The following is a 14371-nucleotide window of genomic DNA, read 5'->3' on the forward strand; positions in this document are numbered from 1 at the left end:
ATGATCGCGCCGTCGCCGGTCGCGAATGGTTTTGATCTTGGATGAGTACGCTCGCGAAAGGTACCGCAAGCAAGCAGGCTCAACCCGCCAGCGGCGGCGCGCGCGGGTTCGACGGGGAGCGTTCGCGGGCGAAGTCGAGATGCGTGGCCGCCGGGAAGACAAAGGCGACGGTCTCGAAGGAAAAGGACGCAAGTGCAAGCCCGGCATCGGGCGGCGGCGCATAGGCCGGCGAAAACATGCTGCAGCCAAGTGTGCAGCAGGCCGGCAGGTGGGACGGATGCTGGTCGCCGCCGGGAAGCTGGGAGGCGCCGTCGTGGGTACAGATGACGTTGCCGAAGGCGTCGAGCTGCGCGGCACTCGACACGGTGCTGAAGGCGAACGCACCAAGTGTCGACTGGAGCAACAGCAAATAGGCCGCGACAAGCGCGACCGGAATGCTCCACCGTCTCCCCGGGCCGATCAAGCCATCTGCCTCTTCAAACAATCGATGACGATACCTAGCACGGCCGAGACAGGTCGAAAATCGCCAATTCGCTGCTGCGGCAACGCGGCAGGATCAGCTCTTTTGGGGTTGCCGGCTTTCCGGGATCGAGGTCAGCAATGTCTGGCGTGCCGACTTCAGATGCTTGCGGCAGGCTGCATCGACCTTGCCGAGGTCGCGCGACTTGAGTGCCTCGATATAGAATAGATGCTCGCCGATCGCGACTTCGTTGCGCTCGCGTTCCTGCGCCTTGTTCCACTGGTAATGGTAATGGAAGATCATGGCGATGACGTCGTAGAAATCAACGATGAAGCGGTTGTGCGATGCGCGATGGATGAGCCGGTGGAAGCGCTCGTCCAGCTCCGAGAACTCATTGAAGCGCGTTGCAATCTCGCGCGCCAGAGCGCGGTGTTCCTCCTCCAGCCGGTCGAGATCCCCCCAGACCGGACTATCCCGCGGCAGCGCGGTGAACGCGGCGGCCGAGCGCAATTCGAATATCTCGCGGATCTCGGTCAGTTCCAGCGCGAAGGCGCGTGTAAAACCTTTCAGCACCCAATGGCTGTTGCGGCGTTTCTCGATCAGGCCGAAACGGGAGAAGCGGATCAGGAACTCGCGCACGCTGGTGGTGCCGACACCGATCTCACGCGCCAGTTCGAGCTCGTTGATCTGCATGCCGGCCTCGGCGCCGCCGGCAAGCAGCCTCCGCATGAACGACCGCTCGATGATCTCGGCCAGTGTGTCGGTCTCTTCCTCGGGGAAGAAATCGTCGGGATGCGGGTCGCGCAGCACCGTCTTGGCGCGCTTGTTCCAGGCGATCAGCCCGGTTTCCTCCATACGCGCCAGGATGCTGCGCACGGTCGTGCGGCTGACGCCGAGCAGCGCGCCCAGCTCGGGTTCCGACGGCAGGCTGCGCGTCTCGTCGAGCAGCCTGAGGCACCGGTTGTAGGCATCCTTGTAGACGTTGTTGCTCTTCGACATCCCTGACCCATTCATCCCCGCGCTTGCGGCGGCCGGCTTGAAGCGCAATATGATCTTCCCAGGACCCTGAAAGCAGGAATCGCTTTCACTGGGCCAGGCTCATTGTTTCCAGCGCCACCAAGGGCCGACCCGAGCGAAAAAACAATTGACGCAAAACTGTTTTTTCACGATAAAAGACATTATCTCTTAACAGGCGCGTGTCAATCCGCGCATCCCAGGATCACCCAGGAAACGCCCGTGAACGCCTCGAACACCATTCTTCTATCTCCCGCCGACAATGTCGCCGTTGCCAATGGCCGTATCGAGATCGGCACCACGCTGCCGGGCGGCGCGCTCGCTGCCGCCGTCATCGAGCCTGGCCACAAGGTGGCGATCAAGCCGATCGCCGCGGGTGAAGCCGTGGTCAAATACGCCCAGGCGATCGGCCGCGCCACACAGGACATCGCGCCGGGCGAGCACGTCCATTCGCACAATCTGGTTTTCGAGGCCGGCCGGCTGCCGGTGGTGCCGCCGAGCGAAGCCGAGCACGCAACCGAAGCTGACCGCGCCCGCACTTTCATGGGCTATCGCCGAGCCGATGGCCGCGCCGGCACGCGCAACTTCATCGGCATCATCGCCAGCGTCAATTGTTCGGCCACCGTCTGCCATTCGATCGCCGACACGGCCAACAGGACCTTGCTGCCGAAATATCCCGGCATCGATGGCTTCGTGCCGATCGTCCATGGCCAGGGTTGTGGCATGAGCGGTACCGGCGACGGCATGATGGTGCTGCACCGGACCTTGGCCGGCTATGCCCGCCATCCGAATTTCGGCGGCGTGCTGATGGTCGGCCTCGGCTGCGAGGTCAACCAGCTCACCCTCTACGGCCAGAAGGGTGCCGCCGCCGGCAAGCGCCACTTCAACATCCAGGATGCCGGCGGGTCGCGCAAATCGGTGGAAAAGGCGATGGGCGTGCTGGCCGAGATATCAGAGGAAGTCGGCCAGTTGAAGCGCGAGCCGATTCCGGTCAGCGAGATCGTCGTCGGCCTGCAATGCGGCGGCTCCGACGGCATGTCTGGCATCACGGCCAATCCGGCGCTGGGCGCGGCGGTCGACATTCTCGCTGGCGTCGGCGGCATCGGCATCCTCTCCGAGACGACGGAGATTTATGGCGCCGAGCATCTGCTCGCCTATCGTGCGGCGACGCCCGAGGTCGCCAAGAAGCTCGATGGCTATGTGAAATGGTGGGAAGATCACGTCGCCAAGCATGGCGCCTCGATCGACAACAACCCCTCGCCCGGCAACAAGCGCGGCGGCCTCACCACCATCCTGGAAAAGTCGCTCGGTGCCGTCGCCAAGGGCGGCCAGACGCCGCTCAACGGCGTGTTCGGCTACGCCGAGAAGGTCACCGGCAACGGGCTGGTGTTCATGGACACGCCCGGGTACGACCCGGTCTCGGCCACGGGACAGGTCGCGGGCGGCGCCAATGTCATCGTCTTTACCACCGGCCGCGGCTCCTGCTTCGGCTGCCGGCCGACACCCTCGATCAAGGTCGCCACCAACTCGACCATGTATCACCAGATGGAAGAGGACATGGACGTCAATTGCGGCGTCATCGCCTCCGGCGAAAAGACCATCGCCGGCATGGGCCGCGAGATCTTCGAACTCATCGTCGAGACGGCTTCGGGCCGCAAGACCAAGAGCGAGGATTTCGGCTATGGCGACAACGAGTTCGTGCCCTGGCATCTCGGCGCGACACTCTGAAATTCAAGCAATATCTGATAAACTTGCCGGGCTGGACAACGGCCGGGAACGGGGAGGTTGTGCATGGAAAGACGCCGCATCGGCCAGACAGCGCTGGAGGTCACAGAGATCAGCTTTGGCGGCGCCGCGATCGGCGGCCTCTACCGCGCCTGTTCGCGCGAGGCGGCGATGGAAACGCTGCAAGGCGCCTGGGAGGCGGGCTTGCGCTATTTCGACACCGCGCCCTTCTACGGCTTCGGCCTGTCGGAGCGTCGCTTCGGCGACTTCCTGCGCTACAAGCCACGCGATTCCTACGTGCTTTCGACCAAGGTCGGCCGCCTGTTCCGCCCGGTGCCGGAAGACCAGGTTCCCGACCACTCCTATGTCGATCCGCTGCCCTTCGCGCTGGATTACGACTATTCCTATGACGGCATCATGCGGTCGGTAGACTTCAGCTATGCGCGCCTCGGGCTAAACAGGATAGACATCCTGTATGTGCACGACATCGGCGTCTACACGCATGGTGTCGAGAAGACCAAGCTGCATTTCCGCCAGCTGATGGATGGCGGGCCCAAGGCGCTTGAGGAGTTGAAGCGGGCCGGTACGATTTCCGCCTATGGGCTCGGCGTCAACGAAGTCCCAATCTGCCTTGACGTGATGCGCCGGGCGCCGCTCGACTGCATCCTGCTCGCCAGCCGTTATTCCTTGCTCGACCGCAGCGCGGAAGCCGAACTGCTGCCGCTGTGCCGTGCGCAACAGACGTCGCTGGTGATCGGTGGCGTTTTCAACTCGGGCATATTGGCGACCGGGCCGGTGCAAGGCGCCCATTTCGACTATCAGCCCGCCAGCCACGATGTGCTCGACCGTGTCGACGCCATGGAGAAGATCGCCGGCGAAGGCGGTTATCCGCTGCCGGCGGCCGCGTTCCAGTTTCCATTGCACGAGCCAGCCGTCGCCACCGTGCTGACCGGCACGGCAAAATTGGCGAACCTGACGCGCAACCTCGAACTGCTCGATATCGACGTGCCGGAGACGGAATATGCCAAGTATCGTCCCTACACGGTGGTGCAGGAACTGGCTTGAGGCCCCGTACTTCGCGATGTCCATAGGGTCAGGGGCCGACTTCACAATGTCGCGATCCAGAAAAGAACGAACATTCCATATTGACTGGCATATGGAATTAATATTCCATACGTTCTCGGAACGGAAACGGGAGCGCCTGACTACGACAAGGGAAGGAGCCGCGCTGGTAGGCGAGGCATTGTCAGGCCTTTGGAGGACTGACTGGAAACACCGCTTGCATCGGCTGGATCGATGCACTATCAAAACAGTGCAACTGTTTTTTATTGATAAAGTTCCGTTTGGGCCACGCCTATCCGAACGGAGCTAAACCTTCACCAGGCGACTTAGGGAGGAACCTAATGAAATTCGTGACCAGCCTTCTCAACCGCCGCGCTTTCGTGGCCCTGGCAGCAGCGTCGATGCTTGCCGGCGCGATGCATTCCGCGCCCGCCTCGGCGGCCGACGTGACCATTCCGATCATCGTCAAGGATACGACCTCTTTCTACTGGCAGATCGTTCTGGCCGGCGCCCGCAAGGCCGGCAAGGATCTCGGGGTCAACGTGCCGGAGCTTGGCGCCCAGGCCGAAACAGACGTCAACGGCCAGATCTCGATCCTCGAAAACGCCGTCGCCAGCAACCCGGCCGCCGTCGTCATCTCGCCGACCGAGTTCAAGGCGCTCGGCAAGCCGATCGACGAGGCGGCCTCCAAGGTCAAGGTCATCGGCATCGACTCTGGCGCCGACTCCAAGGCCTTCACCTCCTTCCTGACCACCGACAACGTCCAGGGCGGCCGCGTCGCCGCTGACGGTCTCGCCGCCGCCATCGGTGCCGCCAATGGGGGCAAGGTCGAAGGCAAGGTCGCGCTGATCACGGCGCTTCCCGGCGCTGGTTCGCTCGAGCAGCGCAAGCAAGGCTTCATCGAACAGATCAAGGCCAAGTATCCGGGCCTCGAGCTTATCGCCGACAAATACGCCGACGGTCAGGCCACCACCGGCCTCAACATCGCCACCGACCTGATCACCGCTAATCCCGACCTCAAGGGCATCTTTGCCTCCAATCTGATCATGGCGCAGGGCGTCGGCCAGGCGATCGCCGAGAACAACCTTGCCGGCAAGGTCGGGCTGATCGGCTTCGACAGCGACGAGAAGCTGATCAAGTTCTTGAATGATGGCGTCATCTCCGGCCTCGTCGTCCAGGACCCGTACCGGATGGGCTATGACGGCATCAAGACCGCACTCGCCGCGTCGAAGGGCGAGAAGGTCGAGGCGAATGTCGACACCGGCGCGAACCTCGTTACCAAGGCCAATATGAAGGATCCCAAGATCGACGCGCTGCTCAACCCGAAGCTCAAATAAGCAGCGTCGCGACAATCGTTTCCGGGGCGGCGTCGCCCCGGAAACATCCATCGGACGATTTGGAAATTCGCCTGCGTGCTTTAGGCTCCGCCTTCAAGATGCGTGTTCAAGACGCATCGCTGCGTACCCAACGATTGAGACCAATCTGGGAGGATTGTTATGACGTCGACGGCGCAGGAACTGCACCCGGCCCCTACGCTGCAGCCGGGCAGGACGATCCTCGAACTCAACGGCCTCGAAAAGCGCTACCCCGGCACCCATGCGCTGAAGCCGGTGCACCTTGCCTTCAAAGCCGGCGAGATCCACGCCATTGTCGGCGAGAACGGCGCCGGCAAATCGACCCTCATAAAACTTCTGACCGGCGTCATGCCGCGCACCTCCGGCGAGGTCATCTGGGAGGGCAAGCCGGCGGCTTTGGCCACCCCGCACGAGGCGATGGCGCTGGGCATTAACGCCGTCCACCAGGAGGTGGTGCTGTGCCGCCATCTCACCGTCGCCGCCAACATGTTCTTAGGCGAGGAGGAGTCCCGCTTCGGCCTCCTGCAACAGCGCGCCATGGTCAAAGACGCGCAGAGGATCATCAACGGCCTCGGCTTCGACCTACCGGCGCATGTCATGCTCGGTGACCTCACCATCGGCCAGCAGCAGCTGATCGCGGCCGCCCGCGCCACCGTGCGCGGCACCAAGTTCCTGATCTTCGACGAGCCGACCGCCTACCTGACGCGCAAGGAGGCCGACCAGCTCTTCACCTTGATCCGCCGGCTGAAGTCGGAGGGCGTGACGATCATCTATATCAGCCATCGCATGGAGGAAGTGTTCGAGCTCGCCGATCGTGTTTCGGTGCTGCGCGACGGCACGCTGGTCGGCACCAGGAACATCAGCGAGACCAATGACGCCGAACTCGTCAAGCTGATGATCAACCGCTCGATCGAACAAATCTACCACAAGGATCATTTCACTCCGGGTGCCGCGATCGTCGAGGCCAGGAACCTCTCGGGCAAGGGCTTCGAAAACGTGTCGATGACAGTCCGTGCCGGCGAGATCGTCGGGCTCTACGGCCTGATCGGCGCCGGACGCAGCGAATTCGTCACCACGCTCTACGGCCGGCACAAGAAGTCGGCCGGCCAGGTCCTGTGGGAAGGTAAGGATGTCCAGATCAACTCCGAGCATGACGCGATCAAGCTCGGCATGGCGCTGGCGCCGGAAAGCCGCCGCGACCAGGGCCTTTGTCTCAACCTGCCGGTTGGCCTCAACCTCAATTTGCCGATCTACAAGCGCATCTCCCGCAACCTGTTGATCTCGAACGCGAAAGAGAAGGCCGAGGCCGACCGCCAAATCGCCGGCCTCAGGATCAAGACGCCGACGCGCCATGCGTTGGCTTCCAGCCTTTCGGGCGGCAATCAGCAGAAGATCGTCATCGGCAAATGGCTGGCCCACGGCGCCAAGCTGTTCATCTTCGACGAGCCGACGGTTGGCGTCGATGTCGGCACCAAGGCCGAAATCTACCGCCTGTTCAGCGCGCTCTTGTCAAAGGGCGCCGGCATCATCCTGATCTCATCCTATTTGCCGGAAGTCTATGAACTGGCCGACACGCTGCACGTGTTCCGCCGCGGCAAGCTGGTGGCCACGCACGGCTTCCACACCGCCGATCACGAGGACATTCTCACACAGGCGCTCGCCGAGAAACAAGAAAAGTTGGGAGGAAAGACATGAGCACCGAGGCGATTCCTGCCGAAAAACCGAAGCGCAATTACAACGCCCTGTTCGGACTGACGCTGCTGGCGCTGCTGGTGCTGCTGTGGGTCATCCTGTCGTTATCCACATCGAGCTTCGCGTCGGCCAACAACATCTCGAATCTGCTGCGCCAGGGTTCGATGATCGCCATTTTGGCTGTCGGCCAGACCTTCGTCATCATCACCGGCGGCATCGATCTGTCCGTGGGCGCGGTGGTCGGTTTCGCAACCGTCATCGCCGCGATGTTGATCAATGCCGGCGTCCCGGTCTTCCTCGCCATCCTGCTCACCTTGCTGGTCGGCGTCGCCATCGGCCTCTTCCATGGTTTTGGCATCGTCAAGATGGGCCTGCCGCCTTTCATCATCACGCTGGCGACCCTGACGTCGCTGCGCGGCATTGGCCTCTTGATGACCAACGGCAATTCGATTTCGATCAACAATGATGCTTTCCAGGAATTCTCGCGCAACTCCTTCCTCGGCGTCCCCAATCTGTTCTGGATGGTCCTGCTGGTCGGCATACCCGCCTATGTCTTCCTGCATCACAGCCGCTGGGGCCGGTATCTGTTCTCGGTTGGGTCGAACGCCGAGGCCTCGCGCCTGTCCGGCGTTAACGTCCAGCGCACCATCTTCATGGCCTACACGCTGTCGGGTCTGTGCGCGGCGTTCGTCGGCGTGCTCTTGGCTTCGCGCATCGGCATCGGCAACCCGACCCAGGCCGAAGGGTGGGAACTGCAGGCGATCGCCTCGTCGGTGATCGGCGGCACCTCACTGTTCGGCGCGGTCGGCTCGGTGCACGGGCCACTGCTCGGCGCCTTCATCCTGGCGACCATCAACAACGGCGCCAACCTGCTCAACGTCAACGCCTTCTGGCAGCGTGTCATCACCGGCGTGCTGATCATCGTCATCGTCTATTTCGATGGCCTGCGCCGCCGCGGCGGCAAGTAGTCAACGAACCGAAAATCGAACTCCGGCCCAGTATCAAAACGGGCCGGAGTTTTCGTAAACCCAAATTGGACCGAACCATGAAAGCCGTCGTCTGCCGCTCGCCCGGCGAACTCATTCTGGAAGACCGTCCCGCTCCCGGCTCGCCGCCTCCCGGCTGGGCACTGGTGGCGGTCAGCCATGTCGGCATCTGCGGCACCGACTATCACATCTTCGAGGGCAAGCACCCGTTCCTCGCCTACCCCCGCATCATGGGCCACGAAGTGTCTGGCACCGTCGTCGAAGTCGGCGAAGGAGCCGGTCTTGCGGTCGGCGAACCGGTGATCATCAACCCCTATCTCTCCTGCGGCAAATGCATCGCCTGCCGCCACGGCAAGCCCAATTGCTGTGTGCGCATCGAAGTGCTCGGCGTGCATCGCGATGGCGCCATGTGCGAACAGATCCTGGTGCCGACGCAGAACCTCTATCCCACCAACGGCCTGTCGCTCGCCGACGCCGCCGCCGTCGAATTCCTGGCCATCGGCGCCCATGCCGTGCGCCGCGCGCGTTCCGAGCCCGGTGCACGCACGCTGGTCATCGGCGCCGGTCCGATCGGCCTCGGCACCGCCATCTTCGCCCGCATCGCCAGGCTCGACGTCAGCTTGCTCGACATGAGCAGCGAAAGGCTGGGCTTCGCGTCAAGCGAGCTCGGCTTCTCGGTCCTTGACGGCTCGCATGCATCCGTGTCCGATCTGGTGCGCGACGCGACTGGTGGCGAAGGCTTCGACGTGGTCTTCGACGCCACCGGCAACACCTCCTCGGTGCAATCGGCCTTCGCCCATGTCGCGCATGGCGGCACGCTTGTGCTGGTCAGCGTCGTCAAGGACGACATCGTCTTTTCCGATCCCGAGTTCCACAAGCGCGAGATGACGCTGGTCGGCAGCCGCAATGCGCTGCGCGCCGATTTCGATCATGTCGCCGCCTCGATCCGCAATGGCGCCGTGCCGCTGGCCAAGCTCGTCACCCACCGCACCACGCTGACCGATACGCCAGAGGATCTCGCACGCTGGGTCCATGAAAAGTCGGGCCTGATCAAGGCCGTGATCGAGATCGGATAGCCGGGCGTTACAGCGCCGACAGCTTCAGCTCCACCCGCTCCGCGGGAAAACGTGACTCCGAAAACTGGATCGGCTGGCCGTCGGGCGTGACGTTGACCGCCACCGTCACCAGCACGATGGCGCCCGGCTGCAGATCGAGATCGGCAAGATCGGCGGCGTCGGCATGGCGCGCCGAGAGCACGGTCGATTGCCTGAGATAATCGTCGATGCCGAAACGCGCGAGCGACGCGGTGATCGAACCGGTCTGCGCCATCGCCTCGTCGATGCCGGCAAAGCGTCTGGCATCGAACCAGCTGGCAGCACGCGACACGGACCGTCCGTCGGCCTCGCCGCGTGTTTCCAGCCGCATCACGTCAGCGCCCCTGGCAAGGCCAAGACCCTCGGCGACACGCTGGCTGGCCGGCTCGATCGATGAAGAGAGCAGCACGATGTGTCGTTCCGACGTCTGTCCCTGCAGGCCCGCCGAGAAACGCGTACGCGCGCCGATCGGATAGGACAGCCGCTTGCGCGACAAGACGAACGTGCCGCGCCCTTGCTCGGCCCGCAGCACGCCCTCCTGCACGAGGGCCGATATGGCGCTGCGTACTGTGTGACGGTTGACGCCGTAGCGCTCGGCCAGCGCGACTTCGGGCGGCAGCGCGGCATTTTCGGCGACATCGCCAATGGCAATCGCTTGCAGGATCCTGTCGGCGATCTGGCGCCATAGTGAAACACCGCTGCGCCGCTCGATGCTGTCGGCCGCTTGCTGCCCGATCATGTTTTGCTCCCGCCTTGTCACGCACCCGTCATGGACTCGCGTTAGGTAATATGTATAATTTGTATAGTTGTCTATATCAATAGACAAATCTGGCGAAGAGGAAAGCTGCCGATGCGAGGACAGGAAGCCCGCGACCAGGCCGAGCGCAAAGCCGCCATGGCGACGCTGGCGCAATCCAGCGGCGACGACATCGTCCGGCTCTGGAACGAGGCCGGCCTGCCTTCGCAAGCCGAGCTGCTGCGCGGTCCCGAGACCGGCCTGGTCACGCTGTGTGGCCGCATCGGCGGCGGCGGCGCGCCCTTCAATGTCGGCGAAGCGACCGTTACCCGCGCCACGGTCCGGCTGCCGTCCGGACAGGTCGGTCATTGCTACGCGCTTGGCCGCGACAAGCAGAAGGCGAAGCTGGCGGCCATCGCCGACGCGCTCTGGCAGGACCCTGCCCGCCGCGCCGAGGTCGAGACCAGGCTCATTGCGCCCTTGCGCTCGGCTCTGACCGTTGCCCACGAAAAACGCCGTGCCGAGACGGCGGCGACGAAAGTGGATTTCTTCACCATGGTTCGCGGAGAAGATTGATGGATATCGCGGCACAATCGATCGAGGGCGGTTTCGCCGATCCGGTCTTCAACGCACAGACCGTGTTTCGGGCAGTCATGGACGCCATGGCGCGGCCGGGCAGCGTCCAGCCCTTGCCGGGCCTGGCCCGCCCGCCGGCGCCGCTTTCGGCAACATCAGGCGCCATTGCACTGGCGCTCTGCGACAACGACACGCCGCTCTGGCTCGACCCGGCCTTGCACGCCTCCGCAGCGATCGGCTCCTGGCTTGGTTTCCACACCGGTGCGCCGCTTGCCAACACACCGGCCGACGCGCATTTCGCGTTTGTTGCCACACCGGCCGAGATGATGGCGCTCGACGGTTTTTCACAAGGCACGCAGGATTATCCCGATCGATCGACGACGCTGATCCTGCAGGTCGGCGATCTCACTTCAGGAACCCCGCTGTTGCTCGAAGGCCCCGGCATCGAAACCAGCGCCACGATCGCGCCGGCACAAATGCCGCGCCATTTCGTCGAGCAGTGGAAGCAAAACAACAAGCGCTTTCCGCGCGGCGTCGACATCGTCCTCGCCACATCGGAAGGCGTAGCCTGCCTGCCGCGCACGACGCGCATCAAGACGATGGAGGCTTGAAGATGTATGTCGCGGTAAAAGGTGGCGAAGCCGCCATTGCCAACGCCCACGGCCTGCTTGCCGACCGCCGGCGCGGTGACCGCTCGGTGCCCGCGCTCCGCCTCGACCAGATCGTCGAGCAGCTGGCGCTGGGCGTCGACCGGGTGATGAGCGAAGGCTCGCTCTATGACCGTGAACTCGCCGCACTCGCCATCGTCCAGGCGCGCGGCGACATGATCGAAGCGATTTTCCTGGTGCGTGCCTACCGCACCACGTTGCCGCGCTTCGGTTACACCAGACCGATCGACACCAGCGCGATGCTGGTCGAACGGCGCGTCTCGGCGACCTACAAGGACCTGCCTGGCGGCCAGCTGCTTGGCCCGACTTTCGATTACACGCACCGCCTGCTCGACCCCGAGCTTGCCGCCGGCGCCGATGTCGCCGAACCGCTGCAGCGCGCCGGCAGCGCCGAGCCCATGCCGCGTGTCTCGGCCATCCTCGCCCGCGAAGGCCTGATCGAGCCCGATGGCGACATGCCGCAGGATCACATCCCCGGCGACATCACCCGCGAGCCGCTGGAATTCCCGATGGCGCGCGACATCCGCCTGCAGGCGCTGTCACGCGGCGACGAGGGTTTCCTGCTGGCGCTCGGCTATTCCACGCAGCGCGGCTATGCCCGCAACCATCCCTTTGTCGGCGAGATCCGCATAGGCGAGGTCGAGTTGGAGCTCGACGTTCCCGAACTGCCCTTCGCGGTGCCGCTCGGCACGGTGCGGGTCACCGAATGCCAGATGGTCAACCAGTTCAAGGGTTCGGCCAAGGCGCCGCCGCAATTCACCCGCGGCTATGGCCTCGTCTTCGGCCAGAGCGAGCGCAAGGCGATGGCCATGGCGCTCTGCGACCGGGCGCTACGCGCCTCCGAGTTGGGCGAGGACGTCGTCGCCGCCGCGCAGGACGAGGAGTTCGTCATTTCGCATTCCGACAATGTCCAGGCGACCGGCTTTGTCGAGCATTTGAAACTGCCGCACTATGTCGACTTCCAGGCCGAACTCGACCTCGTGCGCCGCATGCGCGCCGAGTATGAGGCCCGCGAAAATCCAGCGAAGGTGGAAGAAACGAAGGAGGCAGCGGAATGACTGCGCAACCGACCGACATCGCCACCTACAACTTCGCCTATCTCGACGAACAGACCAAGCGGATGATCCGCCGCGCGATCCTCAAGGGCATCGCCATTCCCGGCTACCAGGTGCCGTTCGCCTCGCGCGAAATGCCGATGCCCTACGGTTGGGGCACCGGCGGCGTCCAGGTCACCGCCTCGATCATCGGCCCCGACGACGTGCTGAAGGTCATCGACCAGGGCGCCGACGACACCACCAATGCGGTGTCGATCCGCGCCTTCTTCAAGAAGGTCGCCAATGTCGCCGTCACCACCGACACCGCCACCGCCAGCATCATCCAGACCCGCCACCGCATCCCCGAGCATCCGCTGACCGCCGGCCAGGTGCTGGTCTACCAGGTACCCATTCCCGAGCCGCTGCGCTTCCTCGAGCCGCGCGAGACCGAAACGCGCAAGATGCATGCGCTGGAGGAGTATGGCCTCATGCATGTCAAGCTCTATGAGGACATCGCCAAGCACGGCCGCATCGCCACCACCTATGCCTATCCGGTCAAGGTCGAGGGCCGTTATGTCATGGACCCCTCGCCGACGCCGAAGTTCGACAATCCCAAAATGCACCGCTCGCCGGCCTTGCAGCTGTTCGGCGCCGGCCGCGAAAAGCGCATCTACGCGGTGCCGCCCTTCACCGATGTGGTGAGCCTCGACTTCGAGGACCATCCGTTCGAGGTGCAGACCTTCGACCAGCCCTGTGCGCTGTGTGCGGCCGAGAACGTCTATCTCGACGAGGTCATCCTCGACGACCATGGAGGCCACATGTTCGTCTGCTCCGACACCGACCACTGCGAGAAGAGGCGCGAAGAGGGCCATCGCGGCCACCTTGCCCCCGAGACCCATCTGGCGCCAGCAAACATGGAGCCGGCACAATGACCGACGAACCGCTGCTGCGCGTCTCGGCGCTGTCGAAATTCTACGGCTCGCGTGTCGGCTGCGACAACGTCTCCTTCGACCTGTGGCCGGGCGAGGTCCTGGCTGTCGTCGGCGAGTCAGGTTCCGGCAAGACCACGCTGCTCAACTGCCTGTCGACGCGGCTGCTGCCTTCCTCCGGCACCGCCAGCTACCGCATGCGTGACGGCCAGTTCCGCGAACTCTACCGCATGAGCGAGGCCGAGCGCCGCTTCCTGATGCGCACCGACTGGGGCTTTGTCCATCAGAACCCCGCCGATGGCCTGCGCATGACGGTTTCGGCCGGCGCCAATGTCGGCGAGCGTCTGATGGCGGTCGGCGACCGCCATTATGGCAAGATCCGCGCCACTGCGGTCGACTGGCTGTCGCGCGTCGAGATCGAGGAAGACCGCATCGACGACGAACCCCGCGCCTTTTCCGGCGGCATGCGCCAGCGCCTGCAGATCGCCCGCAATCTCGTCACCGGGCCACGGCTGGTGTTCATGGACGAGCCGACCGGCGGCCTCGATGTTTCCGTGCAGGCGCGCCTGCTTGATCTCCTGCGCGGTCTGGTCACCGACCTTGGTCTTGCCGCGATCGTCGTCACCCACGACCTTGCCGTGGCGCGGCTTCTGTCGCAGCGCATGATGGTGATGAAGGACGGCCGCGTGGTGGAAAGCGGCCTCACCGACCGTGTGCTCGACGATCCGCGCGCGCCCTACACGCAATTGCTCGTTTCCTCGATACTTCAGGTGTGACGATGGCACCAGGTCACCCCCATCTGCCAGGCGCATTTTGCAACGTTGGAGATTGGCGAAACCGCCCGACACCGCCCCTTCTCCCCGTCACTATACGGGGAGAAGTGCCCGGTGTCCGAACCGGATAGATAGGTAACAGAATGGACCGATAGCATGGGTGACAGTTTTCTTGTCCGCCGGGAGGACCGGCGATGGTTTGGCGAGAAACTGGGATCATGGACGAGCGGCTACGGTTTGTTGTGGATTGCCTTTCGGGTGAAGAGA

14 protein-coding genes are annotated in these 14371 nt (G+C 63.7%); 11 read left to right on the plus strand and 3 right to left on the minus strand.

Annotated elements, in window-relative coordinates:
* Positions 1 to 79: 79 nt before the first annotated feature.
* Both EN804_RS08595 and EN804_RS08600 read right to left on the minus strand, forming a co-directional pair.
* Positions 80 to 436, minus strand: coding sequence for a DUF2946 family protein (locus tag EN804_RS08595; RefSeq protein WP_127277062.1), 357 nt, complete (start codon positions 434 to 436; stop codon positions 80 to 82).
* Positions 437 to 556: 120 nt separating this feature from the next.
* Positions 557 to 1459: a GntR family transcriptional regulator gene (locus EN804_RS08600; protein ID WP_127277044.1), complete on the minus strand. Its 903-nt coding sequence runs from the start codon at positions 1457 to 1459 to the stop codon at positions 557 to 559.
* 237 nt (positions 1460 to 1696) lie between these two features.
* Between EN804_RS08600 and EN804_RS08605 the strand changes: the two genes are divergently transcribed.
* From EN804_RS08605 to EN804_RS08630, 6 genes are all read left to right on the plus strand, one after another.
* Positions 1697 to 3202: an altronate dehydratase family protein gene (locus tag EN804_RS08605; RefSeq protein WP_127872338.1), complete on the plus strand. Its 1506-nt coding sequence runs from the start codon at positions 1697 to 1699 to the stop codon at positions 3200 to 3202.
* A 63-nt stretch (positions 3203 to 3265) separates the two neighbouring features.
* Positions 3266 to 4264, plus strand: coding sequence for an aldo/keto reductase (locus EN804_RS08610; RefSeq protein WP_135919157.1), 999 nt, complete (start codon positions 3266 to 3268; stop codon positions 4262 to 4264).
* 338 nt (positions 4265 to 4602) lie between these two features.
* Positions 4603 to 5598: an ABC transporter substrate-binding protein gene (locus tag EN804_RS08615; protein ID WP_127872337.1), complete on the plus strand. Its 996-nt coding sequence runs from the start codon at positions 4603 to 4605 to the stop codon at positions 5596 to 5598.
* Positions 5599 to 5757: 159 nt separating this feature from the next.
* A complete protein-coding gene (locus tag EN804_RS08620) occupies positions 5758 to 7311 on the plus strand; it encodes a sugar ABC transporter ATP-binding protein (RefSeq protein ID WP_135881438.1) in 1554 nt (517 codons plus the stop codon).
* Positions 7308 to 8276 carry an ABC transporter permease gene (locus tag EN804_RS08625; RefSeq protein ID WP_027144667.1) on the plus strand — a complete coding sequence of 323 codons (969 nt, stop codon included), beginning with the start codon at positions 7308 to 7310 and terminating at the stop codon, positions 8274 to 8276. Before EN804_RS08620 ends, EN804_RS08625 begins: the two co-directional genes overlap by 4 nt.
* Before the next feature lie 77 nt (positions 8277 to 8353).
* On the plus strand, positions 8354 to 9370 hold the full coding sequence (locus EN804_RS08630; RefSeq protein ID WP_135919158.1) for a zinc-binding alcohol dehydrogenase family protein: 1017 nt from the start codon (positions 8354 to 8356) through the stop codon (positions 9368 to 9370).
* 7 nt (positions 9371 to 9377) lie between these two features.
* On the opposite strand, the gene phnF is transcribed toward EN804_RS08630, so the two are convergent.
* A complete protein-coding gene (phnF, locus tag EN804_RS08635; protein ID WP_135919159.1) occupies positions 9378 to 10127 on the minus strand; it encodes a phosphonate metabolism transcriptional regulator PhnF in 750 nt (249 codons plus the stop codon).
* A gap of 111 nt (positions 10128 to 10238) precedes the next feature.
* On the opposite strand from phnF, the gene phnG reads away from it, so the two are divergent.
* Genes phnG through phnK form a run of 5 tightly spaced genes read left to right on the plus strand, consistent with a single transcriptional unit; the run spans position 10239 to position 14107 of the window.
* A complete protein-coding gene (gene phnG, locus EN804_RS08640) occupies positions 10239 to 10700 on the plus strand; it encodes a phosphonate C-P lyase system protein PhnG (RefSeq protein WP_135919160.1) in 462 nt (153 codons plus the stop codon).
* Positions 10700 to 11311, plus strand: a complete 612-nt coding sequence (phnH, locus tag EN804_RS08645) for a phosphonate C-P lyase system protein PhnH (protein WP_135865809.1) — start codon at positions 10700 to 10702, stop codon at positions 11309 to 11311. Before phnG ends, phnH begins: the two co-directional genes overlap by 1 nt.
* Positions 11312 to 11313: 2 nt before the next feature.
* Positions 11314 to 12426 (plus strand): carbon-phosphorus lyase complex subunit PhnI, encoded by a 1113-nt coding sequence (locus tag EN804_RS08650; protein ID WP_135919161.1) that lies wholly within the window; start codon positions 11314 to 11316, stop codon positions 12424 to 12426.
* Positions 12423 to 13334, plus strand: a complete 912-nt coding sequence (locus tag EN804_RS08655) for an alpha-D-ribose 1-methylphosphonate 5-phosphate C-P-lyase PhnJ (RefSeq protein WP_127872335.1) — start codon at positions 12423 to 12425, stop codon at positions 13332 to 13334. Before EN804_RS08650 ends, EN804_RS08655 begins: the two co-directional genes overlap by 4 nt.
* Positions 13331 to 14107, plus strand: a complete 777-nt coding sequence (gene phnK / locus EN804_RS08660) for a phosphonate C-P lyase system protein PhnK (protein ID WP_015315654.1) — start codon at positions 13331 to 13333, stop codon at positions 14105 to 14107. Before EN804_RS08655 ends, phnK begins: the two co-directional genes overlap by 4 nt.
* Positions 14108 to 14371: the final 264 nt, after the last annotated feature.

This window comes from Mesorhizobium sp. M8A.F.Ca.ET.161.01.1.1 (genome assembly GCF_004792105.1).
GTDB lineage: Bacteria > Pseudomonadota > Alphaproteobacteria > Rhizobiales > Rhizobiaceae > Mesorhizobium.

Bases quoted from the DNA above. Each gene is read 5' to 3' on its own strand.
- EN804_RS08610 (WP_135919157.1), top strand. From the start codon at position 3,266: ATGGAAAGACGCCGCATCGGCCAGACAGCGCTGGAGGTCACAGAGATC.
- phnK (WP_015315654.1), top strand. From the start codon at position 13,331: ATGACCGACGAACCGCTGCTGCGCGTCTCGGCGCTGTCGAAATTCTAC.
- EN804_RS08650 (WP_135919161.1), top strand. From the start codon at position 11,314: ATGTATGTCGCGGTAAAAGGTGGCGAAGCCGCCATTGCCAACGCCCAC.
- EN804_RS08600 (WP_127277044.1), bottom strand. From the start codon at position 1,459: ATGTCGAAGAGCAACAACGTCTACAAGGATGCCTACAACCGGTGCCTC.
- phnH (WP_135865809.1), top strand. From the start codon at position 10,700: ATGGATATCGCGGCACAATCGATCGAGGGCGGTTTCGCCGATCCGGTC.
- EN804_RS08655 (WP_127872335.1), top strand. From the start codon at position 12,423: ATGACTGCGCAACCGACCGACATCGCCACCTACAACTTCGCCTATCTC.
- EN804_RS08625 (WP_027144667.1), top strand. From the start codon at position 7,308: ATGAGCACCGAGGCGATTCCTGCCGAAAAACCGAAGCGCAATTACAAC.
- phnF (WP_135919159.1), bottom strand. From the start codon at position 10,127: ATGATCGGGCAGCAAGCGGCCGACAGCATCGAGCGGCGCAGCGGTGTT.
- EN804_RS08615 (WP_127872337.1), top strand. From the start codon at position 4,603: ATGAAATTCGTGACCAGCCTTCTCAACCGCCGCGCTTTCGTGGCCCTG.
- EN804_RS08630 (WP_135919158.1), top strand. From the start codon at position 8,354: ATGAAAGCCGTCGTCTGCCGCTCGCCCGGCGAACTCATTCTGGAAGAC.
- EN804_RS08620 (WP_135881438.1), top strand. From the start codon at position 5,758: ATGACGTCGACGGCGCAGGAACTGCACCCGGCCCCTACGCTGCAGCCG.
- phnG (WP_135919160.1), top strand. From the start codon at position 10,239: ATGCGAGGACAGGAAGCCCGCGACCAGGCCGAGCGCAAAGCCGCCATG.